Source organism: Gordonia sp. 11cp, assembly GCF_057767225.1.
The window spans coordinates 1,125,883-1,142,453 of record NZ_CM173437.1 but is presented as its reverse complement, the minus strand read 5'-3'; the positions used below and the strand labels follow the sequence as shown (position 1 = coordinate 1,142,453).

The following is a 16,571-nucleotide window of genomic DNA, read 5'->3' as shown; positions in this document are numbered from 1 at the left end:
CTCGACGAGTAGACGCACCGCCGATCTGGCGGTGCGTTTCTCGTTGTCCGGGACCTGGTCACGTGAAAGAACTTTCATCCGCGTCTCATGGAGGTGTCACGCCGGCGACCCATAGTTGTCGCCATGAACGTTCCGCCCGCGACCGAACGACTCCCGGACCACCCGGGGCCGGTGACGATGTACGCGACGCGCCCACCCGTCCGGCCGATGGTGCCGCCGCCGCCTCGACGCAGCTTCGCCGACATCCGCGGCGGAGTGCTGTCGCCCTGGGCGGCAGCAGGTCTCGTCGTGATCGTGATCGCCGGCGCGTTCGTCGGACACGCCGGCTGGTCGGGTGGGTTGTCGTTCGACGCCGTTGTCACGCTGCTCGTGTTCCTGGTCGCGGTGTGGGCGTGGATCTTCTCGCCGCTCGATGACACCTACGTCGCCCTGGGCGGCGGCATAGCGCTGGTGATCTTCGGGATCATCGACGCCGACACCTTCGCGGGAACGTTGGGCTCGGGTGTGATCTGGCTGCTGATAGGCGCTTTCGTGATCGCGGCTGCGGTCACGGCGTCGGGATTGTCCGCTCGTGTGTCGGCGCGGGTGGTCCGCCGGGCCCGCACGCCTCGTCAGCTGGTCCACCTGATCACCGCCGCGCTGTTGCTGACCACATTCGCGATCCCGGCGACTTCCGGGCGCGCAGCACTGGCACTCCCGATCTTCCTCACGCTCGCCGCGGTACTGCGCGACCGGCCGCGCCTGGTGCTGTGCCTCGCGTTGGTCTTCCCGCTGGTGATCCTCTTCTCGGCGGTCGGGTCGCTCCTGGGAGCCGGGGCTCATCTGATCACCGCCGAGATCGTCTCGGCGGCAACGGGTGAGGGTATCGGCTTCGTGCACTGGGCGGTCCTCGGTGTACCTCTGGCCATCGTGTGGTCGCACCTGGCGGCCGAGGCGGCGCTGTGGCTGATGACCGATCACGACGAACGGGCACGTGGGCTGTGCGTGCCGCCGGCCGCGTTCGAGGAGACCGGGACGGCGACCTCCGGACCGCTCACCGCCGCGCAGCGTCGTGTGTCCGTCATTCTCGGAATCGTGGTGGTGCTCTGGTGTTCCGAACCGCTGCACGGCGTCGACCCGGCGGTCGTCGCGGTACTCGGCGCCTTGGCCGCGTCCGCGCCGGCGGTCGGAGCGACGACGCTGAGCGCGGCACTCAAGACCATCCCGTGGACGCTGCTGCTGTTCATGGCCGCCACCCTCGCGCTCGGCATGGCCCTCAACTCCAGCGGCGCCGCACAGTGGCTGGCGGACCGTGCTCTCGGTTCCATCGCCGAGACCGGCCCGGCCGCCGCGATGGTGTTCGTCGTCGTGTCGGCGGTCGTGTCGTTGCTCGCCCACCTGGTGATCCAATCCCGTTCTGCCCGATCAGCGGTGCTGATCCCCATCATCGTGGTGACCGCCCCGGCCGTCGGGGTGGATCCGGTCGCCGCGGCCTTCTTGTCCACCGCCGCCGCAGGCTTCTGCATCACCCTCACGAGTTCGGCCAAACCCGTCGCCATGTTCGCCGCGAGCGACGACGTGCCGGGTTATCAACCGCGACATCTCCTCACGATGTCGGCGTTGCTCGCACCGGTCTCGCTGGTGTTGCTCATCGTCTTCGCCTGCTGGGTGTGGCCGCATCTCGGCCTTCCCCTCCTCTCGTCCTGACCGTCTCGTGCCGACCGACTCGTTCCTTACAGCTGTGCCGCGCAGGTCATGCCGGTCCGATTTCCATCCCGTCACCAACCCTCGTCCGATCGATCAACAGGAGTGCCGATGTCCGTCCGAGTTCCGCAACGAATCCTGGTCGCCCCGAGCGGTTTCAAGGAGAGCCTCGACGCCGTGTCGGTGGCGGCCGCCATCGCCGCGGGAGTTCGGCGCACGATTCCCGGAGTGCGCGTCGACATCGCGCCCATCGCCGACGGAGGTGAGGGAACGGCGCGCATCCTGGCCGCAGCGGGCAACGGGCGGCTCCACGAGCTGACCGTGTGCGGCCCCACCGGCGAGCCCGTGCAGTCGCACTGGGCCGAAGTGGGCGTCGGCCGCAACCGTATCGGCGTCGTCGAGATGGCCGCTGCCGCAGGGCTGGCGCTCGTTCCGGCGGGGCAGCGCGACCCCGGTGCCACCACCACTTTCGGTGTCGGACAGCTGATCGCCGCGGCCCTCGACGCCGGTGTGTCGGCGATTCTCGTCGGCTGCGGCGACTCGGGCACCTGCGATGGCGGGGCCGGTGCGCTGCAAGCACTCGGCGCCCGCGTCCTGGACTGCGACGGACGCGAGATCGGACGCGGTGGTGACGAACTGGCACGTGCCGCGTCGCTGGACCTCACCGGTCTGCATCCGCGGCTGCGTGAGACGGAGGTGGTGGTCGCGGGCAATCCGCACAACGTCCTCACCGGACCGAGCGGCGTCGCGCGTGTCTTCGGCCCCCAGAAGGGAGCGACACCCGCGCAGGTCGACTCGCTGGCTTCCGCGCTCGACGTCTGGGCAGACGTCTTGCAGCGAGATGGTCTGGCCGACATCGACTATCGCCACGGAGCAGGCTCCGGCGCGTCGGGCGGGCTCGGGGCGGGACTCGCCGCGGTCGGCGGAATCCTGCGTTCCCGGTTCGACGCGCTGCTCGATTCCGGCCTGTCGGGAATCGACCTCGATCATCGGATCGGCAAGGCGGATCTAGTGATCACGGCCGAGGGTTCCATCGACTTCCAGACCCCGCACGGGAAGGTGCCCGCCGAGGTGGCTCGCCGCGCCCAGCTGCGGGGTGTGCCCGTGGTCGCACTGGCGGGTTCGCTCGGGCACGGTGCACCGTCGGTCCACGACGTCGGGATCGGCGCGATCGCCTCGATCATCGCGGTACCCATGCCATTGTCGGAGGCGGTCGCCAACGGCGAGCAGCTCCTCGCCGACGCCGCCGAGCGCACGATGCGGATGATCCTGCTCGGCGCGGCTGTCTCCGCCCGGGCGGGACAACGGAAGCGCAAGAAGGCCGTCTGAGTGCCCCGCACATCCACCACCGTTGGACACTTCCGCAACCTTCTGTGGGGTGGACGTGTCCAACGGTGGTGGATGTGTGGGGTGGAGGTCTGGGGCGGGGTCGCCGGTGCGCTGGACGTACCGGCGGGTGCCGGTAGTCTTCGCGCGTGACCAACTCGCCATATCAGCCGGGGGACCCGCGGTACGGGCCACAACAACCCAACAATTACCCACCGCATGGCGGGTTCCCGCCACCGAATCAGCCCTACGGGGCTCCGCCGCCGAATCAGATGCCTTACGGCGCGCCGCAGCCGTATCCACCCGGTCCGATGCCGGGAGGGATGTACCCACCCGGGCCGCCCTTCCCGCCTCCGCCGAAGAAGAAGCGCACCGGCTTATGGGTCGCACTGGGCGTCGTGGGGGTGTTGTTGCTGATCGTGATCGCCGGCGGCGTGGCGCGGGTGCTGGTGTCGTCGGCGCAGGGTGGCGGGATCTCGGACGTCAGTGACGTCGATGCCGGCGACTGCATCACCGTGACCGCGGAGCCGGACACGCTCAAGGCCACAGAAGTATCGTGTGGTGACACCGATTTCCACTTCGTCGTCGCGGAGAAGTCCATCTCGCAGGGACTCTGCGGATCTCAGTACTCGCGGTACTGGGTCGCGGGGGAGGATGGCGCGCTGTGCCTGGCGCAGGTGTACCAGGAGGGTCGTTGCTACCATCTGCCGTCTGCGACCGGTGGCACCGCGCTTGCCGACATCCGTGAGATCGACTGTGGTTCACCGGTATCGGGTGGAACCAACTTTCGCGTCGACACGAAGGCCGCGGGCGAGCCCGACTGTTCCGGTTCGGACGGGACCTACTTCGCGGAGAGGCCGAAGCCGGTCGGGTACTGCTTCAGCGTGATCGAGTGACATCACCGTATCGCCGGGTCTGAGCCGCGATCTGCGTTGACTCCACGCAAACAAGAACTCCCACCGGCGATTGCACCGGTGGGAGTTCTTGTTGAGCGGAGAGTGTCTCAGAAGGCCGCTTCGTCGAGTTCCATGATGTCGTTGTCGATGTTCTCGACGGTGACGCGGACGGAGGTGAGCAGCGGCAGCATGTTCTTGGCGAAGAAGCTGGCCACGGCGACCTTGCCTTCGTAGAAGGACTTGTCGGCGTCGGAGGCCCCGTTGTCGAGGGCGGCGAGGGCGACCTCGGACTGGCGGAGGAGCAGCCAGCCGATGAGCAGGTCGCCGACGGCCATCAGGAAGCGAACCGAACCGAGTCCGACCTTGTAGAGCTCGGCCGAGTTCTCCTGTGCCGCCATCAGATCGTTGGTCAGCGACGCGGCCATCGCCTGCACGTCGTCGAGTGCGGTCTTCAGCAGTGTCCGCTCGGTCTTGAGCCGGCCGTTGCCCGCCTCGGAGTCGATGAAGGTCTGGATCTGCCCGGCGACATGTGCGAGGGCCTGGCCCTTGTCGCGGATGATCTTGCGGAAGAAGAAGTCCTGGGCCTGGATGGCCGTGGTGCCCTCGTAGAGCGAGTCGATCTTGGAGTCACGGATGTACTGCTCGATCGGGTAGTCCTGGAGGAATCCGGAACCGCCGAGCGTCTGCAGCGACTCGTGGCCGAGCGTGCCGTAGGCGCGCTCGGAGCCGACGCCCTTGACGATCGGGAGCAGCAGATCGTTGACGCGGTGGGCCATCTCGGGGTCGGCGCCCGACACGATCTGAGCGGCGGCGGTGTCCTGGTGCGACGCGGTGTAGAGGTAGATCGCGCGCAGACCTTCGGCGTAGGCCTTCTGGGTCATCAGCGACCGGCGCACGTCGGGGTGGTGGGTGATCGACACGCGCGGTGCGGCCTTGTCGGTCATCTGGGTCATGTCCGCACCCTGGATACGCTCCTTGGCGTACTCGAGCGCGTTCAGGTAGCCGGTCGACAGGGTCGAGATGGCCTTGGTGCCCACCATCATCCGCGCGTGCTCGATGACCTCGAACATCTGCGCGATGCCCTTGTGGACGTCGCCCACGAGCCAGCCCTTGGCGGGTGTGCCGTGCTGACCGAAGGTGACCTCGCAGGTGGCCGACGCCTTGATGCCCATCTTGTGTTCGACGTTGGTGACGTAGACGCCGTTGCGTTCGCCGAGTTCACCGGTCTCGAAGTCGAAGTGGAACTTGGGCACGAAGAACAGCGACAGGCCCTTGGTGCCCGGTCCGGCGCCCTCGGGGCGGGCGAGCACGAGGTGGAAGATGTTCTCGGTCATGTCCTGATCGGCCGAGGTGATGAACCGCTTCACGCCGTCGATGTGCCACGAGCCGTCTTCCTGCTGAACGGCCTTCGTGCGTCCGGCGCCCACGTCGGAGCCGGCGTCGGGCTCGGTCAGCACCATGGTGGCGCCCCAGCCGCGCTCGGAACAGATGGCGGCCCACTTCTTCTGCTCGTCGGTGCCGTTGTTGTAGAAGATGTTGGAGAAGCCGGCGCCGGCGGCGTACATGAACACGGGCGGGTTCGCACCGAGGATCATCTCGCCGATCGCCCAGTACAGCGACCGCGGCGCGGGGAGGCCGCCGAGTTCCTCGGCGATGCCGATCTTGTCCCAGCCGCCCTCGACCAGGGCGTTGTAGGACTTCTTGAACGACTCGGGGATCGTGACGCTGTGCTCGTCGGGATCGAAGACCGGGGGATTGCGGTCGGCGTCGACGAAGGACTCCGCAATCGGGCCCTCGGCCAGCGCACGGACCTCGCGCAGCATGTCGACGGCGGTCTCGTGGTCGAGGTCTCCGAAGTCGCCGGACTCCAGTACCTTGTCGAGCTCGAACAGTTCGAAAAGGTTGAACTGCAGGTCGCGCATGTTGCTCTTGTAATGGCCCATGGTGGTTCCTTGTCTGGTGTGGCCGTCTGCGTTGGCGTCTTCGGCCCGGTCCGATCGCTCACGAGATGTTCGCGTACCGGCCGGGACGAGGTGACTGTTCGGCTCAAGCTAAGTTACTCGCCGGTAACCACCAGAATAGACCGAACTCCCGGTCTGATCAATCGGAAGATGTGTGATCTGCGCCGGCGGCGACTTCGACACGAGAATCTCCCAACGCCGACGCGCGGGCCCGATCTGCGCTCCAATGACTGAATGCACAGAGCCCGCACCGCCGGACGCCGAAACGGCGTGCTCGTCTCCGCGAGCGTCGTCGCCGCGGTACTCGCCCTGGCCGCGGGGCTGCTGGTCAGCGTCGCCCCCGCCGACGCGGCGCCCGCGCCGAGGTGGGACGGCGTGTACTCGCTCAAGAGGTTCGCGGCGTCCAAGACCGGGACCAGCCTCGCGGCCCGACAGCGCGAACCGGATTTCTCCGACGACTACACCTTCGCGACCGACTGTGTGCGCAGTCGATGCGTCGCGACCGTCGTCGGAGGTCCCAAGCCGGCCAATCCGACGTTGCCGCAGCCGCCGCGATACACCTGGCAGAACGGTTCGTGGGTGCATCGTTACAGCTGGCAGTGGGACTGCTGGCAGGGGGTGGGCGTGCCCAAGGTGTGGCGGCCGGCGCGGTCGGTCGCGACCTACAAGCCCCAGAGCGATGGATCACTGAAGGGTGTGTGGCGGACCACCATCTACGGCGGGCCCTGCCGAGGGACGGTCGTCATGAACGTGGCCGCCTACCCGGTGCGGGTTCCGACCTCGTGAGGTGAACGCCTACAGCGCCTCTCGCAGATAGGCGAGATCGTCGGGGATGCCGTCCCCGGGCGTCTCCAGGATGACCGGAGCGCCCGCCGCCTCGGCGACCGCGACGAGGACCTCGGGGTCGATGTGACCCGACGCGAGGTTGGCGTGACGGTCGCGACCTGAGTCGAACTCGTCGCGAGAGTTGTTGAGGTGCACCAGATCGATCCGGCCCGTGATCTGGCGGACCCGCTCCACGAGCCCGACCAGATCTTCGCCGCCGGCCCAGGCATGGCAGGTGTCGAGGCAGAATCCCGCCTGGTCGAAGTCGCCGACGGCCTCCCACAGCCGGTCGATCGACTCCAGGGTGCGTGCCATCGCGTGGTCGCCGCCCGCGGTGTTCTCGATCAGGATCGGGACACCGAAGCCGCCCTTGTCGACCTGGCGGTCGAACAGCTTGCGCCAGTTGGCGAATCCCTCGGCACTGTCCTCGCCGTCGCGCAGGTGCCCGCCGTGGACGACGAGTCCGAAGGCACCCAGCTCGGCGGCGGCCGCGGCCTGCTGTTCGACGGCCTTGCGTGACGGCATCCGCAGCCGGTTGTTCAGGCTCGCGACGTTGATCTGGTAGCTGGAGTGCACGACGACGTCGATGTCGGATTCGCGGAACTCCGCCGCGCGGGGGTTCGGCTGCGGCTTCTTCCAGCTCTGGGGGTCCGTGACGAACATCTGGAAGACGTCGATCCCGAGCTCGGCGGCCGTGGCCAGGGGATCGGCGTCCTCGCGAAGATGTGCTCCGATGCGCATGCGACAACGATAGTTGTCCTCACCGACGGTCGGACGCCCCCGTCGATGTCGATCGGCGGACACGCCGTGGGCGCCGGAATTCGTCCCGTCGTCTCGAACCCCTGTCCGGGGCCGCTACTCACCCATGCACGGCTCGGTCTCGATGGTGATCGGCACCCCGGCTGCGATGAGGAGCCGGCACGGTGCCGCGCTGTCGTGATAGAGGTTCAGCCACTCGTGTCCGCGGGTCCCGTCGGCGTACACGGCGTCGAGAGTGCGGTTGAGGCGGGCCTCCGCCTCTTTGTTGATGATGTAGCGCTGGTCGCCGTAGCGCAGGTAGCGATTGGGCACCGAGACCTCCTTCAGGGGATCGACGACTCCAGTGTGATCCACAACACCCCGTCGGGCGAGGCGTCCGCGAAAACCGCTGTCGGCGCGCGTGGGCTGGGCGGCGCCGCGCCGAAACCACTCGAATCCGACATGCCTGACCGTCGGGGTCGCTCGCCAACAAGAGATGGCCATTACACTGACGGCAGGTTAAGTGGGTGGTTGCCCTGCGGGGTGTGACAGGCGGGGTTGTGTCGGGTGAGTGTCGACGAGACGATGGGCGTCCCGCAGCCGGGCAGAAGACCTTCAAAGCGCGACGAGCGCCAGAATCCCGAGACGACCGCCGAGACCGACTCCTCGCTGGACACCGAACGTGAGGACGCTGATCGCGAGGACACCGGTCCCGCGGGTGTGAATCCGGTCCTCGACGACTTGGCCGCGGCCGCCGAGATGGAGGCCGACCCGGAGAGCCGCCGCGATCTGACTATGGTCCGGCGCATCGCGATCGGCGCCTGGGTCGTGCTCATGGCGGTGCACGTCGCGCTCTATGGCCTCGCATTCGACCGCACGCGACTGATCGTCCTGATGTGTCTGGGACTCGCCGCCGCCTGTATCGGCCGGCGCAAGTTCATCACGATCCTCATCGACTGGGCGCCGTTCGCGCTGATCCTGATCCTCTACGACTGGACGCGCGACGTCGCGCGCATCGTCGACATGCCCACCCACTGGCACCTGGCGATCGATTTCGACGCCTGGCTGACCGGTGGTGTCAATCCCACGGCGTGGCTGCAGGAGAACCTCAAGCAGGCGACCCCGCCCTGGTGGGAGGTCATCGTCAGCGTTGTCTACATGTCCTACTTCATCATTCCGTACGCGGTCGCGGCGGTGCTGTGGCTGAAGGACCGGGCCGCATGGCGACGTTACGCGGCGTGCTTCGTGGCCACGACCTTCCTCGCCCTCGTCGGATACACCCTCGTCCCGGGTGCTCCGCCGTGGGCCGCCGCGCGATGCACCGCGGCCGAGGTCCAGGACTTCCCGCGCGACCCGATCTGCATGTACTCGCCCGAGGCGAAAGAACCCGGCGGGCTGCTGGGGCCGCTGGACAACGCGTACCCGGACGCCAATCCCTACGTCGAACGCATCTCCGCGCGGGGCTGGGGCTTCCTCAACATCCACGCCGCCTCGAACCTCGTCGAGGTCGGTCAGGGCAAGTCCAACCTGGTGGCCGCGATCCCGTCGTTGCACGCCGGTCTGACGATGCTCCTGGCCCTCTTCATGTGGCCACGCGTGAAGGCTCTGGGTAAAACACTGTTCATGGGCTACGCCTTCGCGATGGCGTTCGCCCTGGTGTACACCGCCGAGCACTACATCTTCGACATCGTGCTCGGGTGGGCGCTGGCCGCCGCGGTCGTGGCAACCTACCTGGTCATCGACCGCAAGATACTGATCCCACGACAACGACGCCGGGCTGCCGAAGAGGCTGCGGGGGAGTCGGGAGACGAGTCGGTCCCCGACGGCGCCAGGGCGTCGACGCCGGCGTCGTGAGCTCGTAACCTGGCACCGTGAGCCGCCGCCGTGGAACGGGTCGCGGTGCCGTACGCCGGCGCCGCGGGCTGGTTCTCGTGCTCGCTCTCGCCGTGATGCTGATGCACACGGTGGTGTCGGGTCACGCGGGTTCGCCGGCATCGTCCGCTTCGGCAGCGGGTCATTCTCAGGCCGGGCCATCCGGCGGCGACATCGGGATGTCGCACCACGCCGGTCATTCGGCGCACAGCGGGTCGTCGACGATGAGCGCCGCGCCGGAGATGGCCGGCCCGGAGATGACCGACACCGACGACTGCGGCGAGCACTCGCACGACTGCGTCTTCATCCGCGCGGCGGGCGTCGATCTCCCGGCCGTGGTGCTCGTCCTCCTCGTCTGGTCGCTCGCGGCGCTGCCGCGCATCGCTGACATAGCCCGCCGACGAACGACAGTCCTGGGTCGGCCACCGCCGTGGGCTATCTACTCCCATCTGCAACTACAGGTGATCCGCTGCTGAGATGAGCGTCTGCGGACCGCTGGGTCCGCTCTGTCCTCATCTCTCCCATCCGGCCGGCCGTCGCGCCCGCCGGATACTCCGACAGCAGCAAGGAACTCACTCATGCACACGTACAACACATCTCGACGCCGTATTCGGGCAGCGACGGGAATCGGGCTGACCGCGGCGGCACTCATCGCGGTCGCCGGATGCTCGCCGGACGAGTCGCCGGGTGGCACCACGGCCGGTGCCACCTCGTCCTCCGGGTCGGCGACGACCTCCGCGCCCGGGTCGGCCGCCCACAATGAGGCCGACGTCGAATTCACCTCGACGATGATCGGCCATCATCGCCAGGCCGTCATGATGGCCGAACTCGTCGAGGGCCGAACGGACAACGCGGAATTGATCGCCCTCGCCTCGACGATCGAGAAGGCCCAGGACGCCGAGATCGAGCAGATGGAGGACCGGCTCGAGAGTTGGGGCGAGCCAGGCGACGACCACGGGGACATGGGCCATGGCGGTCACTCCGCGATGCCTGGCATGCTCACCCCGGACCAGATGGCCGCCCTACGCGACGCACGCGGTGGGGAGTTCGACCGGCTGTGGCTCGAGGGCATGATCCGGCACCACGAAGGCGCCATCGCGATGGCCGATGCGGTACTCGCCGACGGCGTCGACCCTGCGACGAAAGCCCTTGCCCAAGAGGTCAAACGAACCCAGCAGGCGGAGATCGATCAGATGAAGGGCATGCTCGGCCAGGGCTGATTGCCCCACAGACGACGCCGGGGCGGTTGGGTTCGGAAACGGACGTCAACCGCCCCGACGTGTCGGTGGGTACCTACCGACAGGCGGCAGGACGAGTTTCGTATCGAATCGAGTTAGGACCGTAACTGTCCTAACTCGACGACACACTCGGATCATGAGTGAAACCGAATCGACTGCAGGACAGCCCGATCAGACCACTATCACCGACTATGACGATCCGAACGCGCCGTGGAACCAGGCGTGGGAACAAGAGGGCGGCATCGCCAACTGGAACGATGATGTGATCAAGGAGTTTCGGGAGAACGCGGGCAAGGTGGCCGGCGCTTACACGGGCACCGACCTCATCCTGCTCACCACCACCGGGGCCAAGAGCGGAAAGCCACACACGACTCCACTGGGACCCTGTTACCGCGACGACACCATGTACGTGAGCTCGTTCATCGAGGACAAGTACCCGGCATGGTGGTACAACATCAAAGCGAATCCACAGGTCAGGATCGAGTTCCGGGACAAAACCCACCAGGGGACCGGCAAGGTGCTCGAAGGCGTGGAGTATGACGAGTTCGCGGCCTGGGTGCTGGCCAACAACCCACTGCTGGCGGACTTCCAGTCCAAGGTCGAGCGCCCCATCCCGCTGGTCGTGCTCACCATCGCCGGCGAGGGCTGGGCGCTGGCCACGTGACCTGAGCGCGGGGAGTTCGCCGTGTTCACGTGGTAATCGGATCTGGCGCGCCTGGGGTCGACCACAGCCTAGACGGTTCGGACGCGTGGGGGGACGTGTCTCAGGAGGTGAGTCGGACGGCGCCGAGGCCGGAGCATTCCATGTAGGGCACGGTGGTGCCGCCTTGGTAGCAGCCCCAATTTTGTCCGGCGACGGTGACGGTGATGGGGAACTGGGCGCCGGTGGCGCGTTGAGCGCCCAGGGCCGATGACACCGATTGGGCGGTGGCGCAGTCGGGTCCGAAGGCCCATACGGCCAGGCCGTTGTAGCCGGCGCCGCAGTAGGTGCCTGCGGCGGAGGGTTCGTTGGGATCGGTAGGGCGTTCGGCGGCTGGGGGTGCTCCCTGGTCGGGTGTGGGACCGGTCGCCTCGGCGGGCTGCGGTTGATCCGGGGCGTCGCCGCCGGGATCGACGCCGGGGTCGATGCCGGTTTCGGCGCCGGGGGCACCGCGGGGAGCTGCAGTGGATTCACCGGCCGCCGATGTGCTGGTGCTGCCCGTGGCTGCGCTGCCCGGCGCTGACGGTGACTGGGTGTCGGTGGGGTCGCTGGTACAGCCGGCCAGTGCGAGCGTCGTGGCGGCGGCCGCGACGGCGGTGAGTGTGCGGATATGCCTCATCGGTTGTGCCCCTTGCTGTCTGTGTGGTGGGTCGTAGGGGTTAGGGCACGAGGAGTGCGTTGAGGCCGGGAATGATGTTGTTGGCCACGGTGCCGCTGTACTGCTCGCGCAGAACGGTCACGGTCGCTACGACGGGTCCTGCCCCGGTCGGTGCTGATGCTGTGGTGGGCAGGGTGGAGGGGTATCCCGTGAGGGGGATGGTGCCGGGGGCGAAGTTCGGTCGCTGCCAGTGCCTCAGGTCCACGGTGCCGGTTGCACCGGTGGTGAGGTTGCGCCACGCCACCTGCACGTACTGGTAGGCGTAGAAGGTGTTGTAGTGCGCCAGGTTGGCGACCGCGAATGACACCGATGATCCGGCGGCGGGTCGGGCGGTCACCAGGGTTTGGCGAAACAATCCACCTCCCACATAGCCCGGGCCGACATTCGGGCCGCTGATCGCCGGGAGGGCGAACGTCAATTCCGGTGCGGCGACCGGGGTTGCGGGGTCTGGGGTCGCTGATGCTGTCGGAGCGATGGCGATCGATACTGCTGCGGCGCCGGCCAGGGCGATCCCGGCAGCGGTTGCTCGGATGCGGTGGAGCATGGGTGGGTCCTCACTGTTGAAGAAGCAAAGATGGAAGGAAGTGCAGCAAGACTTTGCTACATCGAACCCCCTTGTGATGATGGTCGCCCCCGCCTCGCTGGGTGTTACCGCGTCCGATGATCGAACGACGAGCTGAACAGTCTCCATGGCGTCTGCCGGGACATGTGTTACACGGTGGGCGGGTTGAGCAGGGCGAAGCCTTCCTGTCGTCGGTAGGGGAAATAGGGGTAGGGCGCCTCGACTGCCGAGGCGTCGTCGAGGTAGCGGACCTGTTCGGTGGTCAGTGACCATCCGGCCGCGCCGAGGTTGTCCAGGAGCTGGGAGTCGTTGCGGGCGCCGATGATCACGCTGGACACGGTGGGTCTGCGGCTGAGCCAGTTGAGGGCGACTTGGGCGACGGTGTGACCGGTCTCTTCGGCGACGTGGTCGAGGGCGTCGACCACGGTGTAGAGGTGTTCGTCATCGACCGGTGGGCCGGCGTCTGCGGTGGAATGCAATCGACTCGTCGGTGGCAGGGGCGCGTCGCGCCGTATGCGTCCGGTCAGCCGACCCCAACCGAGGGGACTCCACACGATCGCGCCGACGCCCTCGGCGGCGGCGAGTGGCATCAGCTCCCATTCGTAGTCGCGCCCGATCAGCGAGTAATACACCTGATGAGCGACATGCCGTGGGGCGTTGCGTCGGTCGGCGGTCGACAGTGAACTCATCAACTGCCAGCCCGAGAAGTTGGACACACCGGTGTAGCGCACCTTGCCGCTGCGCACGAGCACGTCCAGGGTGTCGGTGACCTCGTCGAGGGGGGTGGCGGCATCGAAGGCGTGCAGCTGAAACAGGTCGATCCAGTCGGTGTCGAGGCGCCGCAGCGCTGCGTCGACGGCGTTGATCAACCGCGTGCGGGAGGTCCCGCGATCGGATGGGCCCGCACCGATGGGCAACGCGGCTTTCGTCGACAGCACGACACGATCGCGCCGACCGCGTAGTGCCGCACCCAACACTTCTTCGGATGCGCCGTCGGAGTACACATCAGCTGTGTCGAACAGGGTGACACCGGCATCCAGACACAGATCGACGAGCCGGCGCGCGGCCACGACGTCGGTGTCTCCCCACGCGCCGAAGAATTCACCCCGTCCGCCGAATGTGGCGGCACCAAAACCGAATTCCGAGACCACCAGACCAGAACGGCCCACCTGCCGATACTCCATACCCACTCCTTAACGGGACAACAGAACCATTAGCAACGATACCTGCCGAACCCCATAAAGGGAACTGGGTTCCCGATAAGGCGTGCGCGGTCGTAGTATGAAGTCATGGCTCAGTCCCGCCCGAGTGCCGCTCAGGTCGCTGTTCATCCGGTCGTTGCTCGCCCCGGCGGGCGCACCGCTGCAGTACGCAAGGCGGTGCTGACCGCGACTGAAGACGCGCTCATCGAGCACGGCTTCGCCGGAATCGACCTGCCCTCGATCGCTCGGTCGGCGGGGGTGGGAAAGACCACGATCTACCGCCGGTGGGGGACGCCTCAAGCGCTGGTGGCCGACCTGCTCGATGACATGGCCACAGCATCGGTGTCCGCGACACGAACCGGTGATCTGGACGCCGACCTGAGCGCCAACGCCGAACTGCTCGTACGGACGCTCACACACCCACGTCAAGGGCCTCTGTTCGCTGCGCTGATCGCCGCAGCCACCCACGATCGGGACACCAAGACCGCACTGGCCAAGTTCTACCGGCGACGCGTCGAGGAATGGTCGCTACCGATCCTCGACGCCATCGACCGCGGCGACGTTCCCGCAAACACCGACGCGACAGCCGTCGTACGCCACCTGTCATCGCCGCTGTACTACCAATTTCTCACCACCACAACACCACTCGATGACAGTGCCGCCGAGCTGGCGGTACGCACCACACTTGCGGCATTGCATGCACACTGCTTCACTCGGTCCGGTGCCGCACCGACCTCGCCCGCAGCTGCGACGACACCCCCCGCGTCCGAGGCGATAGAGCACTGACGCCCTCTTGGCGCTCCTGAGTGCAGCAACCACCGCTGAGTTCGTGCGTGGCGGTCTATCCAAATCCCGATACCCGAGAGAGGTCGAGTTCTGACTCATGGACACCGAACTGCCGCGGCCGCACTACCTCACGGTCGACGGAATACGTGTTGCGACGTACGTTTTCGAGCCCACGCACCAGGCCGTTGGAGAGGTTGTGATGTGTCACGGCACCCCGTGGTCTGCGCGTGTATGGGCTGAGGTAGCCCGCCATGTCGGTCGCGATCGCCGCGTGTTCCTGTGGGACATGCCGGGATACGGCCAATCGATCACCCCCGATGCGCCACTCGACCTGGCAACCCAGATGTCGAGATTCGCCCAGGTGCAGTCGTTGTGGGGCGTTACCCGGCCGCATGTCGTTGCTCATGACATCGGCGGTGCGGTCGCGTTGGGCGCCCATCTACTCCGCGATTGCGGGTATGCATCGTTGTTTCTCTGGGACATCGTGACCCTCGATCCATGGGGATCACCGTTCTTCCGCCTGGTCGCTGACCATCCAGAGGTGTTTGCTCAACTTCCCGACGCGCTGCACGCCGCGCTGGTACGCGAGTACATCGCCGGAGCCATACCCCACGGACTGCCCGCAGAACAGCTCGATGCGCTCGTCCAGCCATGGCTCGGCGGGAACGGCCAAGCCGGCTTCTATCGGCAGATCGCGGCCCTGCGACCAGAGCACACCAGGCCCGTCGTGGAACGACTGTCACAGGTACGGTGTCCCACCCGCATCGGTTGGGGCGCCGACGACCCATGGATTCCCGTCGAGCAAGCCACCCGGTTACAACAGCTACTACCCGGCCGTCCCGACCTGGTCACGCTCGACGGCGTCGGTCATCTGGCCCCCGTGGAATCCGCGGCGCAAGTCGCCCAAGCCATCGACGACTGGCTGGGCGAATTCGCGTGAACCGACCGGATCACGGGACGGTGATGTCCATCTCCCGACGTGTCGGGGGTGGGCAGTGGTAGGTCAGCCGCGACGCAGCGGTAGCCGCATCAGGTAGACCTGGTACCCGATGGAGATCGAGTAGGTGAAGTAGAGGGTGCTGCCCTTCGACCACGGGTGGATGTAGGGTGCGTAACCCGTGTACGGGTCCACCGAGGGTGCGACGATCTCGCCGGAAGTCCACGGGCCCCAGGGCTTGTCGGCGGTGCGCAGGGTGACGCCGACATCCTGGCTGGCCAGTGAGATGTACTTGCCGAGGTAGTCGTTCCACTGCACCGACAGCTCGCCTGTCGGCGCGCCCATCACCGGGGTGGCGGCATCGGGGTTGTTCGGTACCCAATTGCCGTAGGAGAAGTACTGCCACTTCCCGAGCTTCTCGATGTCCTTCTCGTCGACGCGGGCGAGATAGACTCCGCCCCAACGTCCGTCGGGCGTCCCGTAGTAATAGATGGTCTTGCCGACCTTGAGGAAGGCGCCCATCTGGAATTTCTTGTTGCCGCCCCCGTTGGGACGGAACGAATTCACCGCACGCCAGTTCTCCCCGTTGTCGGCGGAGGAGACCAGACCGGCCCAGTTGGTGGTCCAGATGCCGGGCGAGTCCCAACGTTTGACCGACATCACGGTCATGTACTGCTTGCCGTTGGCGGCCACACCCGCGGTCGGGATGATCGTGACCTCGCGGCGGACGTTCGGCTTCAGCAGACGCTTCGCATGGCCGGGGCGGCCGGCATGCGAGGTGAACGTCATCCCGTCGTTCAGATGCCTGTCGGTGCTGCGGAGCAGGACGTTGGACCGCCAGTAGAAGAGCTCGCCGTACAACAGGGACCACCCGTTGAACGACTGGGTGTCACCGAACGCGGTGAGGATCTCGCCGCGACCGTTGTCCCACATGACACCGAGATCGGTGCCGACGATGTTGAACCGCCCGATGGTGTCGTTCATCGCGAACGGGCCGGTCAACCGGTTGACGATGGTCGCCGGACCATTGGCATGCGGGGCGGCGTGCGCGGGTGAGGCGGCCAGGGTGGTCGTCAAGGCCAGGGCCAATACGGAGACGACAAGACCCAGGAAGAGCCGTGAGAGGCGCCGTGTCATGGCCGTGACCTTATCAAGACCTGAGATATATGTGTGAGGTGCACTACGGC

Annotated in this window: 17 protein-coding genes; 10 read left to right on the top strand and 7 right to left on the bottom strand. The window is 66.9% G+C overall.

What is annotated here, in order from left to right; all coding sequences use genetic code 11:
- Positions 1–123 precede the first annotated feature (123 nt).
- From AC3B6C_RS04920 to AC3B6C_RS04910, 3 genes are all read left to right on the top strand, one after another.
- Positions 124–1,686: an SLC13 family permease gene (locus tag AC3B6C_RS04920; RefSeq protein WP_488375196.1), complete on the top strand. Its 1,563-nt coding sequence runs from the start codon at positions 124–126 to the stop codon at positions 1,684–1,686.
- Between the two features lie 108 nt (positions 1,687–1,794).
- Positions 1,795–3,012 (top strand): glycerate kinase family protein, encoded by a 1,218-nt coding sequence (locus AC3B6C_RS04915; RefSeq protein WP_488375195.1) that lies wholly within the window; start codon positions 1,795–1,797, stop codon positions 3,010–3,012.
- Between the two features lie 146 nt (positions 3,013–3,158).
- On the top strand, positions 3,159–3,905 hold the full coding sequence (locus AC3B6C_RS04910) for an LppU/SCO3897 family protein (protein ID WP_488375194.1): 747 nt from the start codon (positions 3,159–3,161) through the stop codon (positions 3,903–3,905).
- A 107-nt stretch (positions 3,906–4,012) separates the two neighbouring features.
- On the opposite strand, the gene AC3B6C_RS04905 is transcribed toward AC3B6C_RS04910, so the two are convergent.
- Positions 4,013–5,848 (bottom strand): acyl-CoA dehydrogenase, encoded by a 1,836-nt coding sequence (locus AC3B6C_RS04905; protein ID WP_055475661.1) that lies wholly within the window; start codon positions 5,846–5,848, stop codon positions 4,013–4,015.
- Between the two features lie 252 nt (positions 5,849–6,100).
- Between AC3B6C_RS04905 and AC3B6C_RS04900 the strand changes: the two genes are divergently transcribed.
- Positions 6,101–6,652, top strand: a complete 552-nt coding sequence (locus AC3B6C_RS04900) for an Rv2253 family sensor-like surface protein (RefSeq protein ID WP_488375192.1) — start codon at positions 6,101–6,103, stop codon at positions 6,650–6,652.
- Positions 6,653–6,661: 9 nt separating this feature from the next.
- Here AC3B6C_RS04900 and AC3B6C_RS04895 read toward each other — a convergent pair whose 3' ends face one another.
- Positions 6,662–7,432, bottom strand: a complete 771-nt coding sequence (locus AC3B6C_RS04895) for a deoxyribonuclease IV (protein WP_010843358.1) — start codon at positions 7,430–7,432, stop codon at positions 6,662–6,664.
- 114 nt (positions 7,433–7,546) lie between these two features.
- The gene (locus tag AC3B6C_RS04890; protein ID WP_488375191.1) at positions 7,547–7,762 is read right to left on the bottom strand and encodes a hypothetical protein; all 216 of its coding nucleotides are present in this window, start codon (positions 7,760–7,762) and stop codon (positions 7,547–7,549) included.
- Positions 7,763–7,996: 234 nt separating this feature from the next.
- On the opposite strand from AC3B6C_RS04890, the gene AC3B6C_RS04885 reads away from it, so the two are divergent.
- From AC3B6C_RS04885 to AC3B6C_RS04870, 4 genes are all read left to right on the top strand, one after another.
- Entirely contained in the window at positions 7,997–9,283 is a 1,287-nt protein-coding gene (locus AC3B6C_RS04885) for a phosphatase PAP2 family protein (protein ID WP_488375190.1), read from the top strand.
- A 17-nt stretch (positions 9,284–9,300) separates the two neighbouring features.
- A complete protein-coding gene (locus tag AC3B6C_RS04880; RefSeq protein ID WP_488375189.1) occupies positions 9,301–9,777 on the top strand; it encodes a hypothetical protein in 477 nt (158 codons plus the stop codon).
- Positions 9,778–9,879: 102 nt separating this feature from the next.
- Entirely contained in the window at positions 9,880–10,521 is a 642-nt protein-coding gene (locus AC3B6C_RS04875) for a DUF305 domain-containing protein (protein WP_488375188.1), read from the top strand.
- Positions 10,522–10,675: 154 nt separating this feature from the next.
- Entirely contained in the window at positions 10,676–11,203 is a 528-nt protein-coding gene (locus AC3B6C_RS04870; RefSeq protein ID WP_488375187.1) for a nitroreductase/quinone reductase family protein, read from the top strand.
- A 100-nt stretch (positions 11,204–11,303) separates the two neighbouring features.
- On the opposite strand, the gene AC3B6C_RS04865 is transcribed toward AC3B6C_RS04870, so the two are convergent.
- The 3 genes from AC3B6C_RS04865 to AC3B6C_RS04855 all read right to left on the bottom strand — a co-directional run bounded on the left by AC3B6C_RS04865 (position 11,304) and on the right by AC3B6C_RS04855 (position 13,643).
- Positions 11,304–11,858 carry a hypothetical protein gene (locus tag AC3B6C_RS04865; RefSeq protein WP_488375186.1) on the bottom strand — a complete coding sequence of 185 codons (555 nt, stop codon included), beginning with the start codon at positions 11,856–11,858 and terminating at the stop codon, positions 11,304–11,306.
- A 40-nt stretch (positions 11,859–11,898) separates the two neighbouring features.
- The gene (locus AC3B6C_RS04860) at positions 11,899–12,441 is read right to left on the bottom strand and encodes a hypothetical protein (protein WP_488375185.1); all 543 of its coding nucleotides are present in this window, start codon (positions 12,439–12,441) and stop codon (positions 11,899–11,901) included.
- A gap of 167 nt (positions 12,442–12,608) precedes the next feature.
- Positions 12,609–13,643 (bottom strand): aldo/keto reductase, encoded by a 1,035-nt coding sequence (locus tag AC3B6C_RS04855; RefSeq protein WP_055475669.1) that lies wholly within the window; start codon positions 13,641–13,643, stop codon positions 12,609–12,611.
- A 105-nt stretch (positions 13,644–13,748) separates the two neighbouring features.
- Between AC3B6C_RS04855 and AC3B6C_RS04850 the strand changes: the two genes are divergently transcribed.
- A complete protein-coding gene (locus tag AC3B6C_RS04850) occupies positions 13,749–14,447 on the top strand; it encodes a TetR/AcrR family transcriptional regulator (RefSeq protein WP_488375183.1) in 699 nt (232 codons plus the stop codon).
- A 97-nt stretch (positions 14,448–14,544) separates the two neighbouring features.
- A complete protein-coding gene (locus AC3B6C_RS04845) occupies positions 14,545–15,387 on the top strand; it encodes an alpha/beta fold hydrolase (RefSeq protein WP_488375182.1) in 843 nt (280 codons plus the stop codon).
- Positions 15,388–15,450: 63 nt separating this feature from the next.
- Here AC3B6C_RS04845 and AC3B6C_RS04840 read toward each other — a convergent pair whose 3' ends face one another.
- Positions 15,451–16,521 carry a glycoside hydrolase family 183 protein gene (locus AC3B6C_RS04840; RefSeq protein WP_014928307.1) on the bottom strand — a complete coding sequence of 357 codons (1,071 nt, stop codon included), beginning with the start codon at positions 16,519–16,521 and terminating at the stop codon, positions 15,451–15,453.
- Positions 16,522–16,571 lie beyond the last annotated feature (50 nt).

What these genes read in the sequence shown, in the direction of transcription:
- AC3B6C_RS04920 (WP_488375196.1), top strand. Translation starts at nt 124, where the DNA reads ATGAACGTTCCGCCCGCGACCGAACGACTCCCGGACCACCCGGGGCCG.
- AC3B6C_RS04915 (WP_488375195.1), top strand. Translation starts at nt 1,795, where the DNA reads ATGTCCGTCCGAGTTCCGCAACGAATCCTGGTCGCCCCGAGCGGTTTC.
- AC3B6C_RS04905 (WP_055475661.1), bottom strand. Translation starts at nt 5,848, where the DNA reads ATGGGCCATTACAAGAGCAACATGCGCGACCTGCAGTTCAACCTTTTC.
- AC3B6C_RS04900 (WP_488375192.1), top strand. Translation starts at nt 6,101, where the DNA reads ATGCACAGAGCCCGCACCGCCGGACGCCGAAACGGCGTGCTCGTCTCC.
- AC3B6C_RS04895 (WP_010843358.1), bottom strand. Translation starts at nt 7,432, where the DNA reads ATGCGCATCGGAGCACATCTTCGCGAGGACGCCGATCCCCTGGCCACG.
- AC3B6C_RS04875 (WP_488375188.1), top strand. Translation starts at nt 9,880, where the DNA reads ATGCACACGTACAACACATCTCGACGCCGTATTCGGGCAGCGACGGGA.
- AC3B6C_RS04870 (WP_488375187.1), top strand. Translation starts at nt 10,676, where the DNA reads ATGAGTGAAACCGAATCGACTGCAGGACAGCCCGATCAGACCACTATC.
- AC3B6C_RS04865 (WP_488375186.1), bottom strand. Translation starts at nt 11,858, where the DNA reads ATGAGGCATATCCGCACACTCACCGCCGTCGCGGCCGCCGCCACGACG.
- AC3B6C_RS04860 (WP_488375185.1), bottom strand. Translation starts at nt 12,441, where the DNA reads ATGCTCCACCGCATCCGAGCAACCGCTGCCGGGATCGCCCTGGCCGGC.
- AC3B6C_RS04855 (WP_055475669.1), bottom strand. Translation starts at nt 13,643, where the DNA reads ATGGAGTATCGGCAGGTGGGCCGTTCTGGTCTGGTGGTCTCGGAATTC.
- AC3B6C_RS04850 (WP_488375183.1), top strand. Translation starts at nt 13,749, where the DNA reads ATGGCTCAGTCCCGCCCGAGTGCCGCTCAGGTCGCTGTTCATCCGGTC.
- AC3B6C_RS04845 (WP_488375182.1), top strand. Translation starts at nt 14,545, where the DNA reads ATGGACACCGAACTGCCGCGGCCGCACTACCTCACGGTCGACGGAATA.
- AC3B6C_RS04840 (WP_014928307.1), bottom strand. Translation starts at nt 16,521, where the DNA reads ATGACACGGCGCCTCTCACGGCTCTTCCTGGGTCTTGTCGTCTCCGTA.